Here is a 16742-nt window from a genome sequence, read left to right as displayed (position 1 = left end):
CCCGCTTAGGGTGGCGAGGTCGTGAACGCCCGGATCGGAGGACGGATGGAGGAACGGAGCGCCCGTCGTGGACGCCCGCCGACCAGCGACTCCGACCGGCGCCGGCAGCGGCTGGCGATCTCCCGCGAGGCGGTCCGGCTGTTCCGGGACCGCGGGGTCGCCGACACCCCCGGCGCGGAGATCGCCCGTGCGGCGGGGGTCTCCGAGCGGACCCTGTGGCGGCTGTTCCGGACCAAGGAGGCGTGCGTCGAGCCGCTGCTGACCGAGGCGCTGGACGGGTTCTGCGCGGTGCTGCGGAGCTGGCCGGACGGCGTCGAGCTGGACGAGCACCTGCGCGTGGCCTACCGGTTGGCGCCGGGCGGGGCCGGTGCGGACACCCGCGACGTCGACACCCGCGACGTCGACATGCAGGACGTCGACATGCAGGACATCGACGCCGTCCTCGCCGTCGTCCGGATGTCCCGGGAGAACCCGGCGCTGCGCGCGGTCTGGCTGGTGCTGCAGGAGCGGGCCGAGCCGACGATCGCCGAGGTCCTCGCCCCCCGGCTCGGGATCGACCCGGGCGGGCTCTCCGCACGGCTGCGCGCGGCGAGCGTGAACGCCGCGTTCCGGGTGGTCACCGACGACGTCGCCGGTGCCGCCGCCGGGGGGATCACCGCCGGCACGCTGGACGGCCACCGGCACCGGCTGGCCGAGATCCTGCGCGACGTCGGGACCGCCTGAGGACCGGGAGCCCCGGAGCCGGGAGACTGCGGCCATGACCGCACAGCAGGACCGCGCCGGCACCACCGCGGCGGAGCTCCTCGCCCTGCTGCGCGACGACCCGGTCGTCGCCAGCGTGAAGGACGCCGACGGCTTCGAGGCGGCGCTGCGCTCGGACCGGCCGGTGCTGTTCCTGCTGTACGGGTCGGTGCTCGACGTCGCGGAGACGGTGCGGCGGGGCAAGGACGCCGGGAAGATCGTGCTCGTCAACGCCGACCTGCTCGACGGGTTCGCCGCCCGCGAGGTGGTCGTGACCTGGCTGGCCGCCCACACCGCCGCCGACGGCATCCTGTCCACGAAGTCGACGCTGGTGAAGGCCGCACGCCGGGCCGGTCTGATCGCCGTGCAGCGGGCGTTCCTCGTCGACTCGTTCTCCTACGACCAGGTGCCCCGGCTGGTCGAGCAGTCGAAGCCGGACCTGCTGGAGATCCTCCCCGGCTGCGTGCCGCGGGTGATCAGCTGGCTGCGCGACGACGTCGGCACACCCATCGTCGCGGGCGGGCTGGTGTGCGACAAGGCCGACGTCATGGCCGCGCTGGCCGCCGGGGCCTGCGCGGTCGCGTCGTCGAACCGTGACGTGTGGGCGATGTAGGTCCGGGCGCTCTAGGGTCGGCAGCGTGCGCCGATCCGTCCCGTTGATCCTCCTCCCCCGATTCGCCGGATGCGGGGCTCCCGCGCCCACCGCTCCGGGGGCCGTACCGGACGGGATCGTCGGCGAGTGGTCGGGGACGATCGAGGTGCCCGGCTCGCCGCTGGATCTCGGCCTGACCCTCACCCCGGACGGCGGCTCGCTCGCCGTGCCGGCCCAGGGACAGGGCGGGATCCCCGTCGAGGACATCGTGCTCGACGGCGACCTGCTCACCTTCGCGGTCCCGGCGCTGCCGGGCGGTGCGCGGTTCGCGGGCACGCGGTCCGGTGAGCGCATCGCGGGCACCTGGACCCAGGGCGGCCATGACCTGCCGCTCGTGCTGGAACGCGGCGGGCTCGCCGGGCCGGCGCGTCCGCAGGAGCCGCGGCCGCCGTTCCCCTACCGCGCCGAGGACGTCACGTTCGACGGCGACCGCATCACCGTCGCCGGCACCCTCACCCTGCCCGAGGGCGACGGTCCGTTCCCGGCCGTCGTCCTGATCACCGGCAGCGGCGCGCAGGACCGCGACCAGACCATCGCCGGGCACCGGATGTTCCTGGTGCTCGCCGACGCCCTGACCCGCGCCGGCTACGCCGTCCTGCGCACCGACGACCGCGGCGTCGGCGGCACCGGCGGGGTGCTCGCCGACGCCGACTACCGGGTGCTGGCCGCCGACGTCGTCGCGCGCACGCGGTTCCTGCGTGGACGACCGGAGATCGACGGGGACCGGATCGGGCTGCTCGGGCACAGCGAGGGCGGCTACCTCGCCCCGCTGGCGGCCGACGCGGCCGGCGCCGCCTTCGCGATCCTGATGGCCGGGGCGGCGGTGGGCGGCCAGGAGGTGCTGGAGCTGCAGAACCGGTTGCTGCTCGAGGCCGCCGGGGCGGCCGACCAGGTCGAGGACCAGGTCGCCTTCGTCCGGCGCTACGGCGCCCTCGTCCGGGCCGGCGACGTCGACGGCGCCCGGGCGCTGGCCCGCGAACGGGTCTCCGAGCAGCAGGCCGGGCTCCCCGAGGAGCAGCGCGGCGACGTCGAGCAGCTCGTGGCCGGGATCGGCCCCACCCCGTACTTCCGGTCGTTCCTCCGGCACGATCCGGGCCCGTCGCTGCGGGCGCTGGACGTGCCGGTGTTCGCGTTCTTCGGGGACAAGGACCTGCAGGTCCCGTCGGCGCAGAGCGAGCCGGTGATGCGGGAGCTGCTCGCCGGGAACCCGGCGGCGACCGTGCGGACCTTCCCCGAGCTGAACCACCTGATGCAGCCCGCGGAGACCGGCGCCGTCCACGAGTACCCGCTGATCGGGACCACGATCGCCCCGGAGGTGCTCGACGCCGTGACGGCCTGGCTGCGGGAGCACGTCCCGGCACCGTGAAGGCTCACCCGACGATCGCGTGCGTCCGCCGGTAGAGGTCGTCGGTGTGCGACCGCACATCCCGGTGCACGGCCCGCAGCGCGTCGTACAGGTCGGTGTGCGCCTTCTCCGGCTCGTGCCGGTCCCGCTCGGTCACCATCGCCGCGACGGCGTCGTCGAACGAGGGGTGCACCCCGGTCGCGACCGCCGCGCAGATCGCGGCCCCGCGCCCGGCGGCGCTGTCCCCGGCGATCCGCACCGCGGGCAGCCCGAACACGTCGGCGACGATCCGCATCATCGTCTCCGAGGACGCCCCGCCCCCGGAGACGACGACCCGGTCGACGCCGGTCCCCAGCTCGGCCGCCATCGCGCCGGCGTTGTCCCGCATGGTCATCGCGATCCCCTCCAGGATCGAGCGGTAGACGTGCGCGCGACCGTGCCGGACATCGAAGCCGAGCATCGTGCCCTTGCGGAACCCGGCGTCGGCGGGCGCCAGCCAGTCGAGCACGGTGAGCAGCCCGTCCGACCCGGCCGGGACCCGGTCGGCCTCGGCGTTGAGGACGTCCTCGACCGACACCCCGGCCACCGCGGCGGCGTCGGCGGCCGGGACGCCGAGCAGGTCGCGGAACCAGCTGACCGTCCACATGCCACGGCGGATGCCGCCGGTCTCGTAGAGGTGGCGGCCCGGTTCGGCGCCGAAGTTCGTCCAGAAGTCCCGCGCGTCGTCGACGTGCCGGTCACCGACCGTCATGCCGGCGATGTAGGTGCCCAGCGACAGCAGCAGCGTGGACGGCTCGCGCAGCCCGCAGCCGAGCGCCTCGACGGCCTTGTCGTTCGCCGTCGCGACGACCGGGAGCCCTTCCGGCAGGCCGGTCGCAGCGGAGGCGGCGGCCGTCACGGTGCCCAGCACCTCGCCCGGGTCGACGAGCTCGAACAGCTGCCCGCGGGACATCCCGGTCGCCCGGTAGGGCTCGTCGCCGGCCGCCCACCGCCAGGTCGCGGTGTCGATCGGCCACATCCCCCGGTAGTTCGCGGCGGTGTCGACGAACCGGCCGGTGAGCCGGTGCGTGAGGTACCCCGACGATGTCGTCACCCACGCGGTGTCGCCGGTCTCCGCCGCGAAGGGCCGGCCGACCCGGGCGTCCATCCAGGACTGCACCGGCTGAGCCAGGGAGCCGTCGGCGCGCAGCATCGCCCGGCAGAACCGGATCGTGCACAGGCCCACGCCGGCGATGTCGGCGGGATCCCCGTGGAAGTCCGCCACGGCCGCCCGGCAGGCCGCCGCGACGGAGTCCCAGAGGTCGTCGCCGGGGTGCTCGACGACGCCGGGGCGCGGGGTGTCGTCGGGGCGCAACGGGACCCGGCCCTGCGCGTGCACGCCGCCGCGCTCATCGAGGATCGACACCTTCGTCGACTGTGATCCGTTGTCGATGCCGACGAGGTACCGGGTCATGCCGGGGCCCCGACCACGGGAAAGACGGTCCCCTTGTTCATGATCCCGTTCGGGTCGAAGGCCTCCTTCAGCGCGGCCAGGACCGGGTAGGCCGACCCGTGCTCGGCCTCGGTCCACGGCGTGCGGTACTTGCCGATGCCGTGGTGGTGGACCATCGACCCGCCGTGCCGCAGCGCCTCCTCGACGATGATCGCGTTGATCGGCAGGTGGTACTTGTCGATCTCCTGCTCGGGCGGGCAGTCGATCCGGTAGTCGTAGACGAAATACATGTTGGTGCCGGTCCGGTAGCTGTGCGAGGAGTGCCCGCCGAGCATCGTCAGGTCCCCGGCGTGCGGGTACTCGGTGCGGATCCGGTGCATCACCGCGTCGTAGAGATCGGCGACCGCCGACCAGTCCGCCGACACCTCGGTGGTGTAGCCGAGGTGGGAGTGCTCCAGCATCGCCGCCTTCTCGGCGTCGATCTTGTCCTGGCCCCAGTTCAGGTTCGCGAACCAGTCCTGGATCAGCGCGGGCTCGACCTTCTCGTGCGGGTGCGAGTCCAGCACCCGGGTGATCTCCTCGCTGGTCGCGGCGACGATCCCCTTCGGACCCTCGGCGACGAACACCACGACACACTTCCCGTCCGAGAAGTGCGCGAAGTGCTGGTTCGCGTCCTCCGGGGAGTAGAGCCGCGCGACCGACGGATGGAAGCCGTTCGTGACGACCTCGCGCAGGATCGCGACGCCGGTGCGCATGTCGTCGACCAGCGCGCCGTGGAACTCGTCGTTCTCCGGGTGGTGGCGGAACACCGTCACCGTCACCTCGGTGATCACGCACAGCGCGCCCTCGTTCCCGATGACGACGTGCCGGATGTCCGGTCCCGCCGAGCGCCGCGGCACCGACTTGATCCGCCGGACCCCGCCGCCGGGGAACACCGCCTCCAACCCGGTGACCATGTCCTCGATCGCGCCGTAGAGCGTGGAGAACTGGCCGATCGAGCGGGTCGCGACCAGCCCGCCGTACTGGGCCAGCGGCTTCGACTGCGGCGAGTGCCCGGTGGTGAGCCCCCGGGCGCGCAGCCGGTCCTCCAGCACCTGCAGCGGCACCCCGGCCTGCACGGTGGCCTGCATGTTCTCCTCGTCGATCGACAGCACCTGGTCCATCCGGGAGCAGTCGAGGACGACGGTGTCGGCGACGGCGGTCTCCAGCCCGCCCTCGGTGCCGGTCCGGCCGGTCCGCGGGACGATGTTGACCCGGTGCTCGTCAGCGAACCGGAGCACCGCGGAGACGTCCTGTGTGGACTCGGCGTAGGCGATCGCGGCGGGCGGCGGGGCGGTCCAGACGCCGTGCACCGCCTGGTACTTCTTGAACCGGTCGACGCTCGCCTCCCGCAGCTGCGCCTCGTCGGTGACGATCTGGTCGGGCCGCAGCAGGCCGGCGAGCCGGGCGGGGATGTCGGCGCGGTCGAGGGTCGCGTTCGATGCGAACACTGGTGGGGGTTCCTTTCAGCGGACGAGGTAGCCGCCGTCGACGGTCAGGACGTGACCGTTGACGTAGTCGGAGGCGCGGGAGGCGAGGAAGACGGTGGCGCCCATGAGGTCGGCGACCTCGCCCCACCGGCCGGCCGGGATGTGGTCGAGCACCCGCCGGTTCGCCGCCGGATCGGCGCGGGTGGTCTCGGTGATCGCGGTGGCGAAGTAGCCGGGGGCGATCGCGTTGACCTGCACCCCGTGCTGCGCGAGCTCGTCGCAGTAGGCCTTGGTGAACCCGACGATCCCGTGCTTGGTCGCGGCATAGGCGGGCGAGCCGCGCCCGCCGTGGAAGGAGAACATCGACGCGACGTTGATGATCTTCCCGGAGCCCTGGGCGACCAGGTGCCCGGCGGCGGCCCGGGCGAGCTCGAACGGCACGGTGAGGTTGACGTCGAGCATCGGGTCCCAGTGCCCGCGGCCGAACTCGTCGACGTCGGCGATGTGGCAGATCCCGGCCGAGTTGACGACGACGTCGAGGCCGCCGAGCCGGGCCAGGCACTCCTCGACGACGCGCCGCGGCGCGCCCGGGGCGGTCAGGTCGATCTCGAGGAACCCGTAGCGCCGGCCCTCGGCCCCGACCAGCTCGGCCGTGCAGCCGTCGTCGTCGGCGATGCTCGGGACGAACACGTCGGCGCCGGCCTTCGCGAGCGCGACGGTGAAGGCCCGCCCGAGCCCCGAGTTGCCGCCGGTGACGATCGCCCGCCGGCCGGCGAGCGAGAACAGGTCCAGCGAGAAGTCGCGGATGTCCACAGCGGTCGTCGCTCCCCCTCCACGAAAAAAGAGCAGCAACTCCCCCGCGCCCGTCGGCGCGTGGGAGTCACTGCTCTCTGAGGTCGTTCAGTGACAGGACGCTGACGCGCCCTCGTGAGTGCTTATCACGGCTGGGGCCGCGACAACCACTCACAAGGGCTTTTCGCTCAGCAACTCCGCGAGGTACTGGTCGACCTGGCCGATGTAGGTCGGTGCAACGCCGAACAGCGCCAGGTGGCCCAGCAGGTCGTCGATCACCCGGATCGTCGCGTGCGGGGTGAGCTCCAGCTCGGCCTCGTGGTCCCGGACCGGGAAGAACATGTCCTCGTTGATCGGGATGATCCGGGTGACCGCCTCGTTGCGGCCCAGCGCCTCGGCGAGGTCGCCGCCGGTGTGCCGGGCGACGTCCCCGCGCTGCCACTTCCAGGCCATGCACAGCAGGTCGTTGGGATCCATCTGGGTGAAGTAGGGCTCGAGGAAGCCCGCCATGAACTCCTCCCGGGACCCGAAGTCCAGGGCGCGCCACAGCTCCTGCTTCCAGAACTCGGTCGAGAAGCCCATCACCGCCCAGATGCCGGCGTGCCGCTTGAGCCCGGCCTCGACGTCGGCGTTCGAGGAGTACTCGCCGTCCTTGAAACCCGGGTCGGAGGTGATCGCCTCGATCAGCGCCTGGGTGTAGAGGAAGTCGTGCGGGGTGTTCTGCGCGGTGCCGGCGATCGGCGCGGCCCGGCGCACCTTCCCGGGGAAGCGGACCATCCACTCGTAGGTCTGCTGGGCGCCCATCGACCCCCCGACGACGAGCGCCGGCGACTCGATCCCGAAGTGCTCGCGCAGCAGCTTCTCCTGGGCGACGACGTCGTCGCCGATCCGGACGTGCGGGAACCGGGACATCGCGATGCCCGCGTTCGCGCCGGAGGCGTTGTGCGGGCTCGTCGACAGGCCGTTGCCGATCTGGTTGACCACCACGATGAACCACCGGTCCGGGTCCAGCGCGTGCCCGGGTCCGATGTAGACGTCGCGGAAGATCTGGTGGCTGCCCGAGTACCAGGTGGTCACCAGGATCGCGTTGTCGCGGGCCTCGTTCAGGGTTCCGAAGGTCGTGACGGCGAGGTGCAGGTCCGGGATCGACCCGCCCTCCTCGAGGTCGAACGGACCGATGCTGATCAGGTCGTACTCACCGTGGAACTCGGACGTGTAGTAGGGGTTGTCGATCGCCATTGATCCTCGGACTCCTCGGCTGCCGCAGACGATGTGGCCTCGCTGCGACTCTCCCCCGTTGTGACCGGACGCACAAGAACACGATCGACAGAGCGGCCGGCCGGCCCGGCGGGCCGGGGTCCGCGCGAAACCCCGGCCGGTGGCCGGAGCTCCTCAGCGCCAGACGAGGACGAGCGTCAGCATCACCAGCACGAGGAGGTTGCCCGCGACGAGCAGGCCGATCCAGAAGGTGGGCGCGGCCTCGACCATCCGGCGGGTGGCGTCCGGCTCGAGCACCGCGACCGGCTCCGGCGAGACCTCGGCGTCGGCCTCGGCGGCAGCGTCGGTCTCGGGGGCGGACTCGGCGTCGGTCCTCGACTCCGGTTGCGGGTCCGGCGGCGCCGGCTGCGGGTCCGCGGGTGCCTCACGGCGATCGGCCGGGCGTGGCGGCCACTCCACCCGGACCCGCCTCGGCACGTCCGGGAACCGGTCCATCGGCTCGCTCAGGATCTCTTCCGGATCCGGTGCGCGGTGGGCCCCCCGGCGGCGCAGGACGGTGGTCTGCTCGCTGTCGATGATCGGGACGGTCAGGTCGTCGGTGTTCACGTTCATGACCGGTCCAACGCGCGATCGAAACGCAGGAGACACCGGTCCAGCCCCACGTGTCGCGGTGAAAGATCCTTGTCGCGGCTCGTGTCGATCGTGACCCCGCTGGACCAGCCGGACGCCACTACGGCCACACGGACGGCCACTTTGCGTGACCCACACCCCCCGGACAGCGCAGTGGGCCCCGGCCTCGATCGCTGGAAGGATCGAGTCATGACGCACGACGTGGTGGTCCTCGCGCGGCCCGGCGTCATCCCGGTGGAGCTCAGCCTGGCGAACCTGCTCTTCACCCGCGCCCGCTCGGTGGCCGGGGAGCCGTACTACCGGGTCCGGTCGTGCGCGCTGCGACCCGGACGGCTCGAGACCGACGCCGACTTCACCGTCGTCGTCGACCACGGGCCGGAGATCCTGCGCGAGGCCGGCACGGTGATCCTGCCGGCGACCCACCGGACCGACGAGGAGCCCGGGGTGCTCGACGACGGCCTCGGCGACGCACTGGGCGGCCTCGCGCCGGGGACCCGGATCGCCTCGATCTGCACCGCGGCGTTCGCGCTCGCCGCGGCCGACCTGCTCGACGGCCGTCGCGCGACGACCCACTGGCAGTCCGCGGCGCACTTCCGCAGGCGTTTCCCGCAGGTGCTGCTCGATCCGGACGTGCTGTTCGTCGACAACGGCGAGATCCTCACCTCGGCCGGTGAAGCCGCCGGCGTCGACCTGTGCCTGCACCTGATCCGCCGGGACTGCGGGCGGGCGGTGGCCAACGACGTCGCCCGCCGCACCGTCCTGCCGCCGTTCCGCGAGGGCGGGCAGGCGCCCTACATCCCGCGGCCCGGAGCCGTGGCGGACGGGGTGGACAGCAGCACCAGGACGCTGCAGGAGTGGATGCTGGAGGACCTGACCCGGCAGGTCACCGTCGAGGACCTGGCCGCGCGGATGCACGTGAGCCCGCGCACGCTGACCCGCCGGTTCCGGGCCGATGTGGGGCAGAGCCCGCTGGACTGGCTGGTCCGGCAGCGGGTGGGTCACGCCCGCGAACTGCTGGAGCTGACGGACCTGCCGGTCGAGCAGATCGCGGCGCGCAGCGGGTTCGGGACGGCGGCCGGGATGCGCCGGCACTTCACCGCCGTCATCGGGATGTCGCCCCGCAGTTACCGGGCGACGTTCCGGGGTCCGGCCGACGACGGTCGGTGACGTCCGCGCCCAGGAGACCGGGCAGCAGCGGCGCGGCGAGCACGGCGACCGCGCCCGCCGCCATCAGCAGCGGCACCGAGCGCGCCCCGAGCTGCACCGCCGCGAGGATCGGACCGCCGACCACCACCAGTGCGACGGCGGCGGCCCGCACGGCCGCGGTCGTCCCGTCCGGGCCCAGCCCGAGCCACCGGGCCGACCAGGCGCCCGCGACGGCGGCCCCGGCGACGACGACCCCGGTGACCAGCGACGCGGCCGGCGGCAGGGTCAGGAGGAGTGCGAGACCGCCGAGCACGAGGACGACGGCCGGTACGGCGATGGCGGGTACACGGAACTCGGTCATGACTCCGAGCGTGCGCGCGCGACACGCGCCGTACGACCGTCGTCCGGACGGGCGTCGCAAGGATCCGGCCAGGTGACGCCGCGCCCCGTCCCCGGCGGGACGCAACGGTTCTCCCGTACGGTGCGGGGCATGGCTTCCGAGACAACGGCCAAGGGAAAGACGGACGACGCCGACGACACGGGGGCTACCGGGAACGCTCCGGAGAACACCCCGGAGACCGTGGTGGCGGACACGGCGGAGAACACGCCGGCGGAGACGCCCGCGTCCACCGACGCCGCGGCGGCTCCTGCCGAGACGTCGGCGTCCGGTTCCGCCGTCTCCGGCACCGGCGCGGAGCCGGCCGCCGCGGCGGCGACCGCGGGCGGCTACGGGGCGATCGGGACCGGCCCGGCATGGGACCGCGAGGACTCCGGCAGCGGGATGCTGCTGGGCGCCGGCGGCCTGGTCAGCGCCGGTCTGGGACTGGTCGCGCTGGGCGGCAGCGGGCTCGGCGACATGATGCGGGCCCGCACGGAGCTGCTCGGGCAGATCGCGGCCGTGACGGGCGGGAGCGGCAACCAGATCGACGCCCTCTACACCGATCCCTGGCACACCGCGGCGCTGGTGAACGGCGGGTTCGGGTTCGTCGCCGCGATCATCGGCGCGATCCTGGTGTTCGGTCCGGCCCGCAAGCCGGGCGCCCCGGTGTGGGGTCGTGCGCTCGCCACCGGCGGCCTGGTGCTCGGCGTGCTCGGGCTCCTGGTGTCCGGCGGGATGTACCTCGACCTGTTCGCCGCGCCGCCCGCGCTGCCGGCGATGCCCGGGATGCCGGGAATGGGCTGACACCCCTCTCCTGACGACGACCGACCGCCCCGTCCGCGACCCTGCGGGCGGGGCGGTCGGCTGTGCCCGTCCGGCTCAGCCCCCGCCCGGTCGCAGCAGTCCCGACTCGTAGGCGACGATCACCAGCTGTGCGCGGTCGTGCGCGTGCAGCTTGGCCATCGTGCGGTTGAGGTGCGTCTTCACCGTCAGCGGCGAGATCACCAGTGCCCCGGCGATCTCGGCGTTGCTGCGCCCGCGCGCCACCAGCAGCAGCACCTCACGCTCCCGGTCGGTGAGCTGGTCGAGCCCGACCGGCGGGGGCGCGTCCTCGGGTACCGGCAGCACGAACCGGTCGATCAGCCCGCGCGTCGCGGCCGGGGAGAGCAGCGACTCCCCCGCGTGCACGGCGAGCACGGCCCGCAGGATCTCGTCCGGCTCGGCGCCCTTCCCGACGAACCCGCTCGCCCCGGCCCGCAGCGCGCGCACCACGTACTCGTCCTCCTCGAACGTCGTCAGCACCAGCACCCGGGTACCCGGTAGCTCGGCGCAGATCGCGCGGGTGGCGGCGATGCCGTCCAGGACCGGCATGCGGACGTCCATCAGCACGACGTCCGGGCGGGTCTCCCGGGCCAGCGCGACGCCCTGCGCGCCGTCGGCCGCCTCGCCGGCCACCTCCATCCCGGGGTGCTGCGCGACGAGCGCGCGCACCGCGGACCGGATCAGGGCCTGGTCGTCGACGAGCAGCACCCGGACAGGACCGGTCACAGGGTTCCTCCCCGCAGCGGCAGCCGGACCTCGAGCCGCCAGTCCTCGCCGTCCGGTCCGGCCGACACGGTGCCGCGGACCGACTCGACCCGCTCGCGCAGGCCGAGCAACCCGAACCCGGACCCGCCCGGCGACGACGGCTCGGGAGGCAGCGGGTTCAGCACGACGACGGCGAGCTCGTCGCCGTCGCGCTCCAGCAGCAGGTGCGCGCGGCCGGTGCCGTGCTTCTGCGCGTTGGTCAGCGCCTCGCGCACCGCGAGGTAGGCGACCCGGTCCACCGGCTCGCCGAGGTCCGGCGGCACCGGCCCGACCCGGCGGGTGAGCGCCAGCCCGGACCCCTCGACGCCGTCGAGCAGCGCGTCGAGGTTCGCCAGCCCGCCCAACGGTTGTTCGCCCGGCTCGTCGGACCGCAGCACCGACAGCAGCGCCCCGATCTCGGAGAGCACGGTGCGGGCCGACCCGCGGATCGTGCGCAGCGACTCCTGCGCCACCTCCGGCCGGTCCGGCAGCGCGGACGCCGCGACGCCGGCGTGCAGGTTCACCGCCGCGATCCGGTGCGCGACGGTGTCGTGCAGGTCGCGCGCGATCCGCACCCGCTCCTCGGCCACCCGCCGTCGCGCCTCGGCCTCCCGGCCCTCCTCGGCCCGCCGGGCCCGCTCGGCCAGCGCGTCGAGCACCTCCCGGCGGGAGCGGGTGGCGTCCCCGGCGACGACGGCCAGGGCCACCGACAGCACGTGCGGCACCGCCGGCGCGGCGAAGTACGTGCTCGGCGGGACGAGCAGGCTCACCAGCACGATGCCGGTGACCACCCCGGTGCCCGCGCAGAACGCCAGGCGCCGCGGACGGCGGGAGGCGAGGCCGTAGCCGGCGACCATCAGCGGCAGGGTCGCACCGGGCGTCGTGGACCCGAGGACCGCGCCCACGCCGAACAGCACCCCGGTCACGCCGAGCACCGCCACGGGGTAGCGGCGGCGCAGCGGCAGCACCGCCACCGCAGCCAGCGCGAGCAGCACCGGCACCGTCGTGAACCCGTCGCCGAAGCGCCGCAGCGACGCCAGGGTCGCGGCGAGCACGACGAGGGTGACGAGTACGTCCTGCAGCCAGCACGACAGCAGCGGGCGGCGCACCGTTCCGGCGTCGGGCTCGCGCACGCGCACCTCCTTCTCGTCGCACAGCATCGCGTACCCGCGCCCCGGCGCGCGGCCACCCACCGCGGTAGCCGGGCGTACTGCACCCGCAGTACCCGGTGAGACGGCGCCGGGTTGATTCCTCTCCGGACGGATCCGGCTTGGCTGGGGACACCCCCCAGGCGAGACCACGGAGGACGCATGGCACGGCCGATCATCACCGCCCGCGCGCTGCGCAGGACGTACGGACGCGGCGCGAGCCGGTTCGACGCGCTGCGCGGCGTGGATCTCGACGTCGACGACGGCGAGGCGCTGGCGATCGTGGGCCGCAGCGGCAGCGGCAAGTCGACGCTCATGCACCTGCTGGCGCTGCTCGACCGCCCCACCGCCGGCCGGATCGACCTCGACGGCCACGACACCGGCGCGCTGCGCGGCGGCGCGCTCGACCGCGTCCGCAACCGCACCTTCGGGTTCGTGTTCCAGCAGTTCTTCCTCTCCCCCGGCGCGACCGTGCTGGAGAACGTCGTGCTGCCGCTGGAGATCGCCGGACTCGGCGCCCGGGACCGCCGGCGTCGCGGCATGGAGGCCCTGGAGCGGCTCGAGCTCACCGACAAGGCCCGCAACCGGGCCACCGACCTGTCCGGAGGGCAGAAGCAGCGCGTCGCGATCGCCCGCGCGCTGGTCGGATCGCCGCGGGTGATCGTCGCCGACGAGCCGACCGGCAACCTCGACAGCACGACCGGTGCGGTCGTCGAGGACCTGCTGTTCGGGCTGAACCGCGAGCGCGGCATCACGCTGCTCGTCGTCACCCACGACGCCGAGCTCGCCGCCCGCTGCGACCGCCAGGTGCTGCTGCGCGACGGCCTGGTGGCCGAGGCGGTGGCCGTGTGAGCCCGCTCGACCTGCTGCGCCGCGCGACGGTCGGGGCGGTCCGCGCCCGCGCGCGGACCGCGCTCACCGTGATCGCGATCGTCGTCGGCGCCTTCACGCTCACGATCACCAACGGGCTCGGCACCGGGATCAACCGCTACATCTCCGACACGGTCGACTCGCTCGGCGCGTCCGGCGTGGCGACCGTGACCCGGGCCGTCGACGACGCCCCGGCCGACGGCCCGACCGCATGGGACCCCGAGCGGCTCGAGGCCGGGCCCGGGTTCGGCCCCGGCGGCGGGATGAGCGAGGTCGAGCCGATCACCGACGACGACCTCACGACGCTGGCAGAGGTCGAGGGCGTCACCCGGGTCGCGCCCGTCGTGGACCTGCCGGTCGACTACGTGCGACGCGGCGAGGGCACCGCCTACGAGCTGTCGTTCGGCAGCGCGGTGCCGGGTGCGCGGCTGCAGCTGGAGGCGGGCTCCCAGCCCGACGACGCCGTCGTCGCCCCCCAGATGGTCCTGCCGGCCGAGTACCTGGAGCCGCTGGGCTTCGCCGGCGCCGAGGACGCGGTCGGTGCCCCGGTGACCCTCGCCGTCACCGACGCCGCCGGGACCCGGCACGAGACGGGCGCCGTCGTCACCGGGATCTCGGGGACCGGTCTCGGGCCGAACACCTCGGCGTCGGCGAACGAGGCGCTCACCACCGAGCTCGACGGTCTGGCCCGCACCGGCCTGCCGGCGGGCGAGGAACCGCGCTACGCCCAGGCCACCGTCTGGTTCGACCCTTCGATGTCCGAACAGGATCTATCGGCGCTGACCGAGCGGCTCGCCGACGCCGGCTGGACGGCGACCACTGTGGAGGATCTGCTCGGGACCTTCACCACCGTCATCGACGGCCTGGTGCTCGTGCTCAACGGCTTCGCGGTGATCGCGCTGCTCGCCGCCGGGTTCGGGATCGTCAACACGCTGCTCATGTCGGTGCAGGAACGGACCCGCGAGATCGGGCTGATGAAGGCGATGGGGCTGGGCAGCGGGCGGGTGTTCGCGCTGTTCAGCACCGAGGCCGTGGTGATCGGCCTGATGGGCAGCGCGATCGGGACCGGGCTCGGTGTGCTGGCCGGGACGGTGCTGAGCGACGTGCTGGCCCGCGGACCGCTCGCCGACCTCACCGGGCTCACGGTGATCGCCTTCGACCCGGTCGCGCTCGCCGCGGCGACCCTGCTCGTCGTCGGCATCGCGTTCGTCGCCGGTGCCCTGCCCGCCACCCGTGCTGCACGCAAGGACCCCATCGACGCACTCCGTCACGAGTAACCGTCCACTGGAGATGATCATGACTGTCGTTGCCCGCACCCGCCCTCTCACCGGCGTCGCCCTCGTCGCCGGGGCCACCGCGCTGACCCTGGCGCTCAACCTGCTGATCGCGCTGGTCGCTCCGGCGCTCGGCGCCGACCCACGGTTCGAGGCCTTCGCCCCCGGCGGCATCGTCACGCTGACGCTCGTCGGGGCGGCGGCGTCGGTGCTGGGGTGGACGCTCGTCGTGCGGTTCGTGCGACGGTCGAGGCAGGCCCTCACCGTGCTCGTCCCGGTCCTGTTCGTGCTGACCGCGATCCCGGACGTGCTGGTGATGACGGGCACCCTGCCGCTGGCGCACGGCGGCCCGGCCGAGGGGTTCGCGCTGCTGCTCATGCACGTGACGCTCGTCGGCGCGCTGGTGCCGGTGCTGGCCCGGCTGATGCCGCCGCGCTGATCGCCGCGCCGGTCCGCTCTAGGGTGCGCAGCGTGGAGTACGTGTTCATCGTCCTGATACTCGGCTTGGCCCTCCTCCTGGGCGCGGCCTGGATCAACAGCCGGAACCGTTCCGAGGTGGTCGCCCGTCGCGAGCCGGATGCCGCCGAGCTGCGCCGCGTCGAGGAGCTGGCGGCGGCCGACAAGGTCGTCGAGGCGGTCAAGGCCTACCGGGAGGCGACGGGCGCCGGTCTGGTGGAGGCCAAGCAGGCGGTCGACCGGATGCGGCAGGGCTGATGTCCGGCCTCCTCGCCGACCGCCGTCGATGAGTTCGGCGGCCCGGGCCGGTCGGACGAACATGGAGTTGCTGCCCGCCCCGCGCACCCTGCTCGACGGCCTGACGATGGTCGAGTCCGCCCGCTGGCACGACGGCCGGCTCTGGTTCGCCCACTGGGGCGCCGGCGAGGTCGTCGCCGTGGACCTCGACGGCAACGCCGAGGTGGTCGCGCCGGGGCCGGACGGACTGGGCTGGTCGATCGACTGGCTCCCGGACGGCCGGCTGATCACCACCGGCCCGGAGACGACCGTCCACCACGGGGACGGGACCCGCTCGACCTGGAGCACGCAGGGCGGGAACGAGGTCGTCGTCCATCCGGACGGGCAGGTCTACGTCAACGGGTTCGACTTCGACTTCCTCGGCGGCGGAGTGCCCGAGCCCGGCTGGATCCGGCGCATCGATCCGGACGGCACGGTGACCGGGGTCGCCGACGACATCCACTTCCCGAACGGCATGGTGCTGACCCCCGACGGCTCGACGCTCGTCGTCGCGGAGTCGATGGCCCGGCGGCTCACCGCGTTCGACGTCGGCGCGGACGGGTCGCTCGGCGGACGGCGGGTGTGGGCGGACGGCCTCGGCCCGGACGGGATCTGCCTCGACGCGGGTCTCGGGGTGTGGGCGCAGATGCCCTTCGAGCCGGGTGGCGGGGTCTGCCTGCGGGTGCGGGACGGCGGGGAGATCACCCACCGCGTCGAGACCCAGTTGTCCTGCTTCTCATGTGCTGTCGGCGGTCCGGGCGGGCGCACGCTGTTCCTGCTGTGCAACGAGTTCGAGGGGGTCGACCGGGTGGAGGCGATGCTGGCCCGGAAGTCCGCCCGGGTCGAGGTCGTCGACCTCTCCGATATCTCCGGGCGATGATCTCTCCGGGCAGTACGTCCAGCGGATGGCGACGACCGCGAGACCGAAGTGTTGCTTGCGATGCTGCGGCGATGGGCTCACGGTCAGCCGCAGTTCTCGGCGTGCTGCTCGCCGTCGCGGGCTGCTCGGCGGGCGAGCGCGGGCCCGCACCGGTGCCGGTCGCGGAATCCGAGGTGCGGGAGCCGGTGCGGGTGCTGTCGCACTGTGGTGTGCGGTGGATGCAGTGGCAGGGGCGGTCGTGGACCGCGGAGAACCCGCAGCCCGAACCGGCACCGCTGCCCGATCCCGCCGGCGGCACCGTGACCGTCGACGGATACACGACCGGTGTCGTGACCCGCACCGGGCCGGACTCGCTGATCTTCACCGCGCCGAACCTGGCCGGGCCCGTCCGGTTCCGGCCGGGCCCGGCCCCGCCACCGTGCCTGTGACCCCCGGCCCGGCGTGGCGAGACGAGCTGCGCGGGGCGAT

Annotated in this window: 19 protein-coding genes; 11 read left to right on the top strand and 8 right to left on the bottom strand. The window is 73.7% G+C overall.

Annotated elements, in window-relative coordinates:
- The first annotated feature begins 45 nt into the window (after positions 1–45).
- Genes WIS52_RS22050 through WIS52_RS22040 form a run of 3 tightly spaced genes read left to right on the top strand, consistent with a single transcriptional unit; the run spans position 46 to position 2759 of the window.
- Positions 46–723: a TetR/AcrR family transcriptional regulator gene (locus tag WIS52_RS22050; protein ID WP_349300226.1), complete on the top strand. Its 678-nt coding sequence runs from the start codon at positions 46–48 to the stop codon at positions 721–723.
- A 34-nt stretch (positions 724–757) separates the two neighbouring features.
- Positions 758–1354 carry a glycerol-3-phosphate responsive antiterminator gene (locus WIS52_RS22045; RefSeq protein ID WP_349300225.1) on the top strand — a complete coding sequence of 199 codons (597 nt, stop codon included), beginning with the start codon at positions 758–760 and terminating at the stop codon, positions 1352–1354.
- 25 nt (positions 1355–1379) lie between these two features.
- Positions 1380–2759, top strand: coding sequence for an alpha/beta hydrolase family protein (locus tag WIS52_RS22040; RefSeq protein WP_349300224.1), 1380 nt, complete (start codon positions 1380–1382; stop codon positions 2757–2759).
- A gap of 4 nt (positions 2760–2763) precedes the next feature.
- Here the strand turns inward: WIS52_RS22040 and WIS52_RS22035 are convergent, their stop codons facing one another.
- From WIS52_RS22035 to WIS52_RS22015, 5 genes are all read right to left on the bottom strand, one after another.
- A complete protein-coding gene (locus tag WIS52_RS22035) occupies positions 2764–4191 on the bottom strand; it encodes an FGGY-family carbohydrate kinase (protein WP_349300223.1) in 1428 nt (475 codons plus the stop codon).
- Positions 4188–5660 carry an FAD-binding oxidoreductase gene (locus WIS52_RS22030; protein WP_349300222.1) on the bottom strand — a complete coding sequence of 491 codons (1473 nt, stop codon included), beginning with the start codon at positions 5658–5660 and terminating at the stop codon, positions 4188–4190. The genes WIS52_RS22035 and WIS52_RS22030 overlap by 4 nt, the downstream gene beginning before the upstream one ends.
- A gap of 15 nt (positions 5661–5675) precedes the next feature.
- The gene (locus tag WIS52_RS22025; RefSeq protein WP_349300221.1) at positions 5676–6452 is read right to left on the bottom strand and encodes an SDR family oxidoreductase; all 777 of its coding nucleotides are present in this window, start codon (positions 6450–6452) and stop codon (positions 5676–5678) included.
- 150 nt (positions 6453–6602) lie between these two features.
- Complete coding sequence (locus tag WIS52_RS22020; RefSeq protein WP_349300220.1) at positions 6603–7670, bottom strand: alpha/beta fold hydrolase; 1068 nt, start codon at positions 7668–7670, stop codon at positions 6603–6605.
- Between the two features lie 153 nt (positions 7671–7823).
- A complete protein-coding gene (locus WIS52_RS22015; protein ID WP_349300219.1) occupies positions 7824–8261 on the bottom strand; it encodes a hypothetical protein in 438 nt (145 codons plus the stop codon).
- A gap of 207 nt (positions 8262–8468) precedes the next feature.
- Here WIS52_RS22015 and WIS52_RS22010 point away from each other — a divergent pair, with 207 nt between their 5' ends.
- Positions 8469–9446 (top strand): GlxA family transcriptional regulator, encoded by a 978-nt coding sequence (locus WIS52_RS22010; protein ID WP_349300218.1) that lies wholly within the window; start codon positions 8469–8471, stop codon positions 9444–9446.
- Here WIS52_RS22010 and WIS52_RS22005 read toward each other — a convergent pair.
- Positions 9382–9786 carry a hypothetical protein gene (locus WIS52_RS22005; RefSeq protein ID WP_349300217.1) on the bottom strand — a complete coding sequence of 135 codons (405 nt, stop codon included), beginning with the start codon at positions 9784–9786 and terminating at the stop codon, positions 9382–9384. The genes WIS52_RS22010 and WIS52_RS22005 overlap by 65 nt on opposite strands.
- A gap of 129 nt (positions 9787–9915) precedes the next feature.
- Here WIS52_RS22005 and WIS52_RS22000 point away from each other — a divergent pair, with 129 nt between their 5' ends.
- Entirely contained in the window at positions 9916–10608 is a 693-nt protein-coding gene (locus WIS52_RS22000; protein WP_349300216.1) for a hypothetical protein, read from the top strand.
- 75 nt (positions 10609–10683) lie between these two features.
- On the opposite strand, the gene WIS52_RS21995 is transcribed toward WIS52_RS22000, so the two are convergent.
- Positions 10684–11352 (bottom strand): response regulator transcription factor, encoded by a 669-nt coding sequence (locus WIS52_RS21995; RefSeq protein WP_349300215.1) that lies wholly within the window; start codon positions 11350–11352, stop codon positions 10684–10686.
- Positions 11349–12503, bottom strand: coding sequence for a sensor histidine kinase (locus WIS52_RS21990; protein ID WP_349300214.1), 1155 nt, complete (start codon positions 12501–12503; stop codon positions 11349–11351). Before WIS52_RS21990 ends, WIS52_RS21995 begins: the two co-directional genes overlap by 4 nt.
- Before the next feature lie 177 nt (positions 12504–12680).
- On the opposite strand from WIS52_RS21990, the gene WIS52_RS21985 reads away from it, so the two are divergent.
- The 6 genes from WIS52_RS21985 to WIS52_RS21960 all read left to right on the top strand — a co-directional run bounded on the left by WIS52_RS21985 (position 12681) and on the right by WIS52_RS21960 (position 16702).
- Positions 12681–13370, top strand: a complete 690-nt coding sequence (locus WIS52_RS21985; protein WP_349300213.1) for an ABC transporter ATP-binding protein — start codon at positions 12681–12683, stop codon at positions 13368–13370.
- Positions 13367–14665 (top strand): ABC transporter permease, encoded by a 1299-nt coding sequence (locus tag WIS52_RS21980; protein ID WP_349300212.1) that lies wholly within the window; start codon positions 13367–13369, stop codon positions 14663–14665. The genes WIS52_RS21985 and WIS52_RS21980 overlap by 4 nt, the downstream gene beginning before the upstream one ends.
- Positions 14666–14684: 19 nt before the next feature.
- Positions 14685–15101 (top strand): hypothetical protein, encoded by a 417-nt coding sequence (locus WIS52_RS21975; RefSeq protein WP_349300211.1) that lies wholly within the window; start codon positions 14685–14687, stop codon positions 15099–15101.
- 32 nt (positions 15102–15133) lie between these two features.
- Positions 15134–15376 carry a hypothetical protein gene (locus WIS52_RS21970; RefSeq protein WP_349300210.1) on the top strand — a complete coding sequence of 81 codons (243 nt, stop codon included), beginning with the start codon at positions 15134–15136 and terminating at the stop codon, positions 15374–15376.
- Positions 15377–15437: 61 nt separating this feature from the next.
- Positions 15438–16274 carry an SMP-30/gluconolactonase/LRE family protein gene (locus WIS52_RS21965; protein ID WP_349300209.1) on the top strand — a complete coding sequence of 279 codons (837 nt, stop codon included), beginning with the start codon at positions 15438–15440 and terminating at the stop codon, positions 16272–16274.
- A gap of 71 nt (positions 16275–16345) precedes the next feature.
- Complete coding sequence (locus WIS52_RS21960) at positions 16346–16702, top strand: hypothetical protein (RefSeq protein WP_349300208.1); 357 nt, start codon at positions 16346–16348, stop codon at positions 16700–16702.
- Positions 16703–16742: the final 40 nt, after the last annotated feature.

The sequence above is a fragment of the Pseudonocardia nematodicida genome, from assembly GCF_040105385.1.
Taxonomy (GTDB): domain Bacteria; phylum Actinomycetota; class Actinomycetes; order Mycobacteriales; family Pseudonocardiaceae; genus Pseudonocardia; species Pseudonocardia nematodicida.
This window is presented reverse-complemented; position numbering and strand designations above follow the sequence as displayed.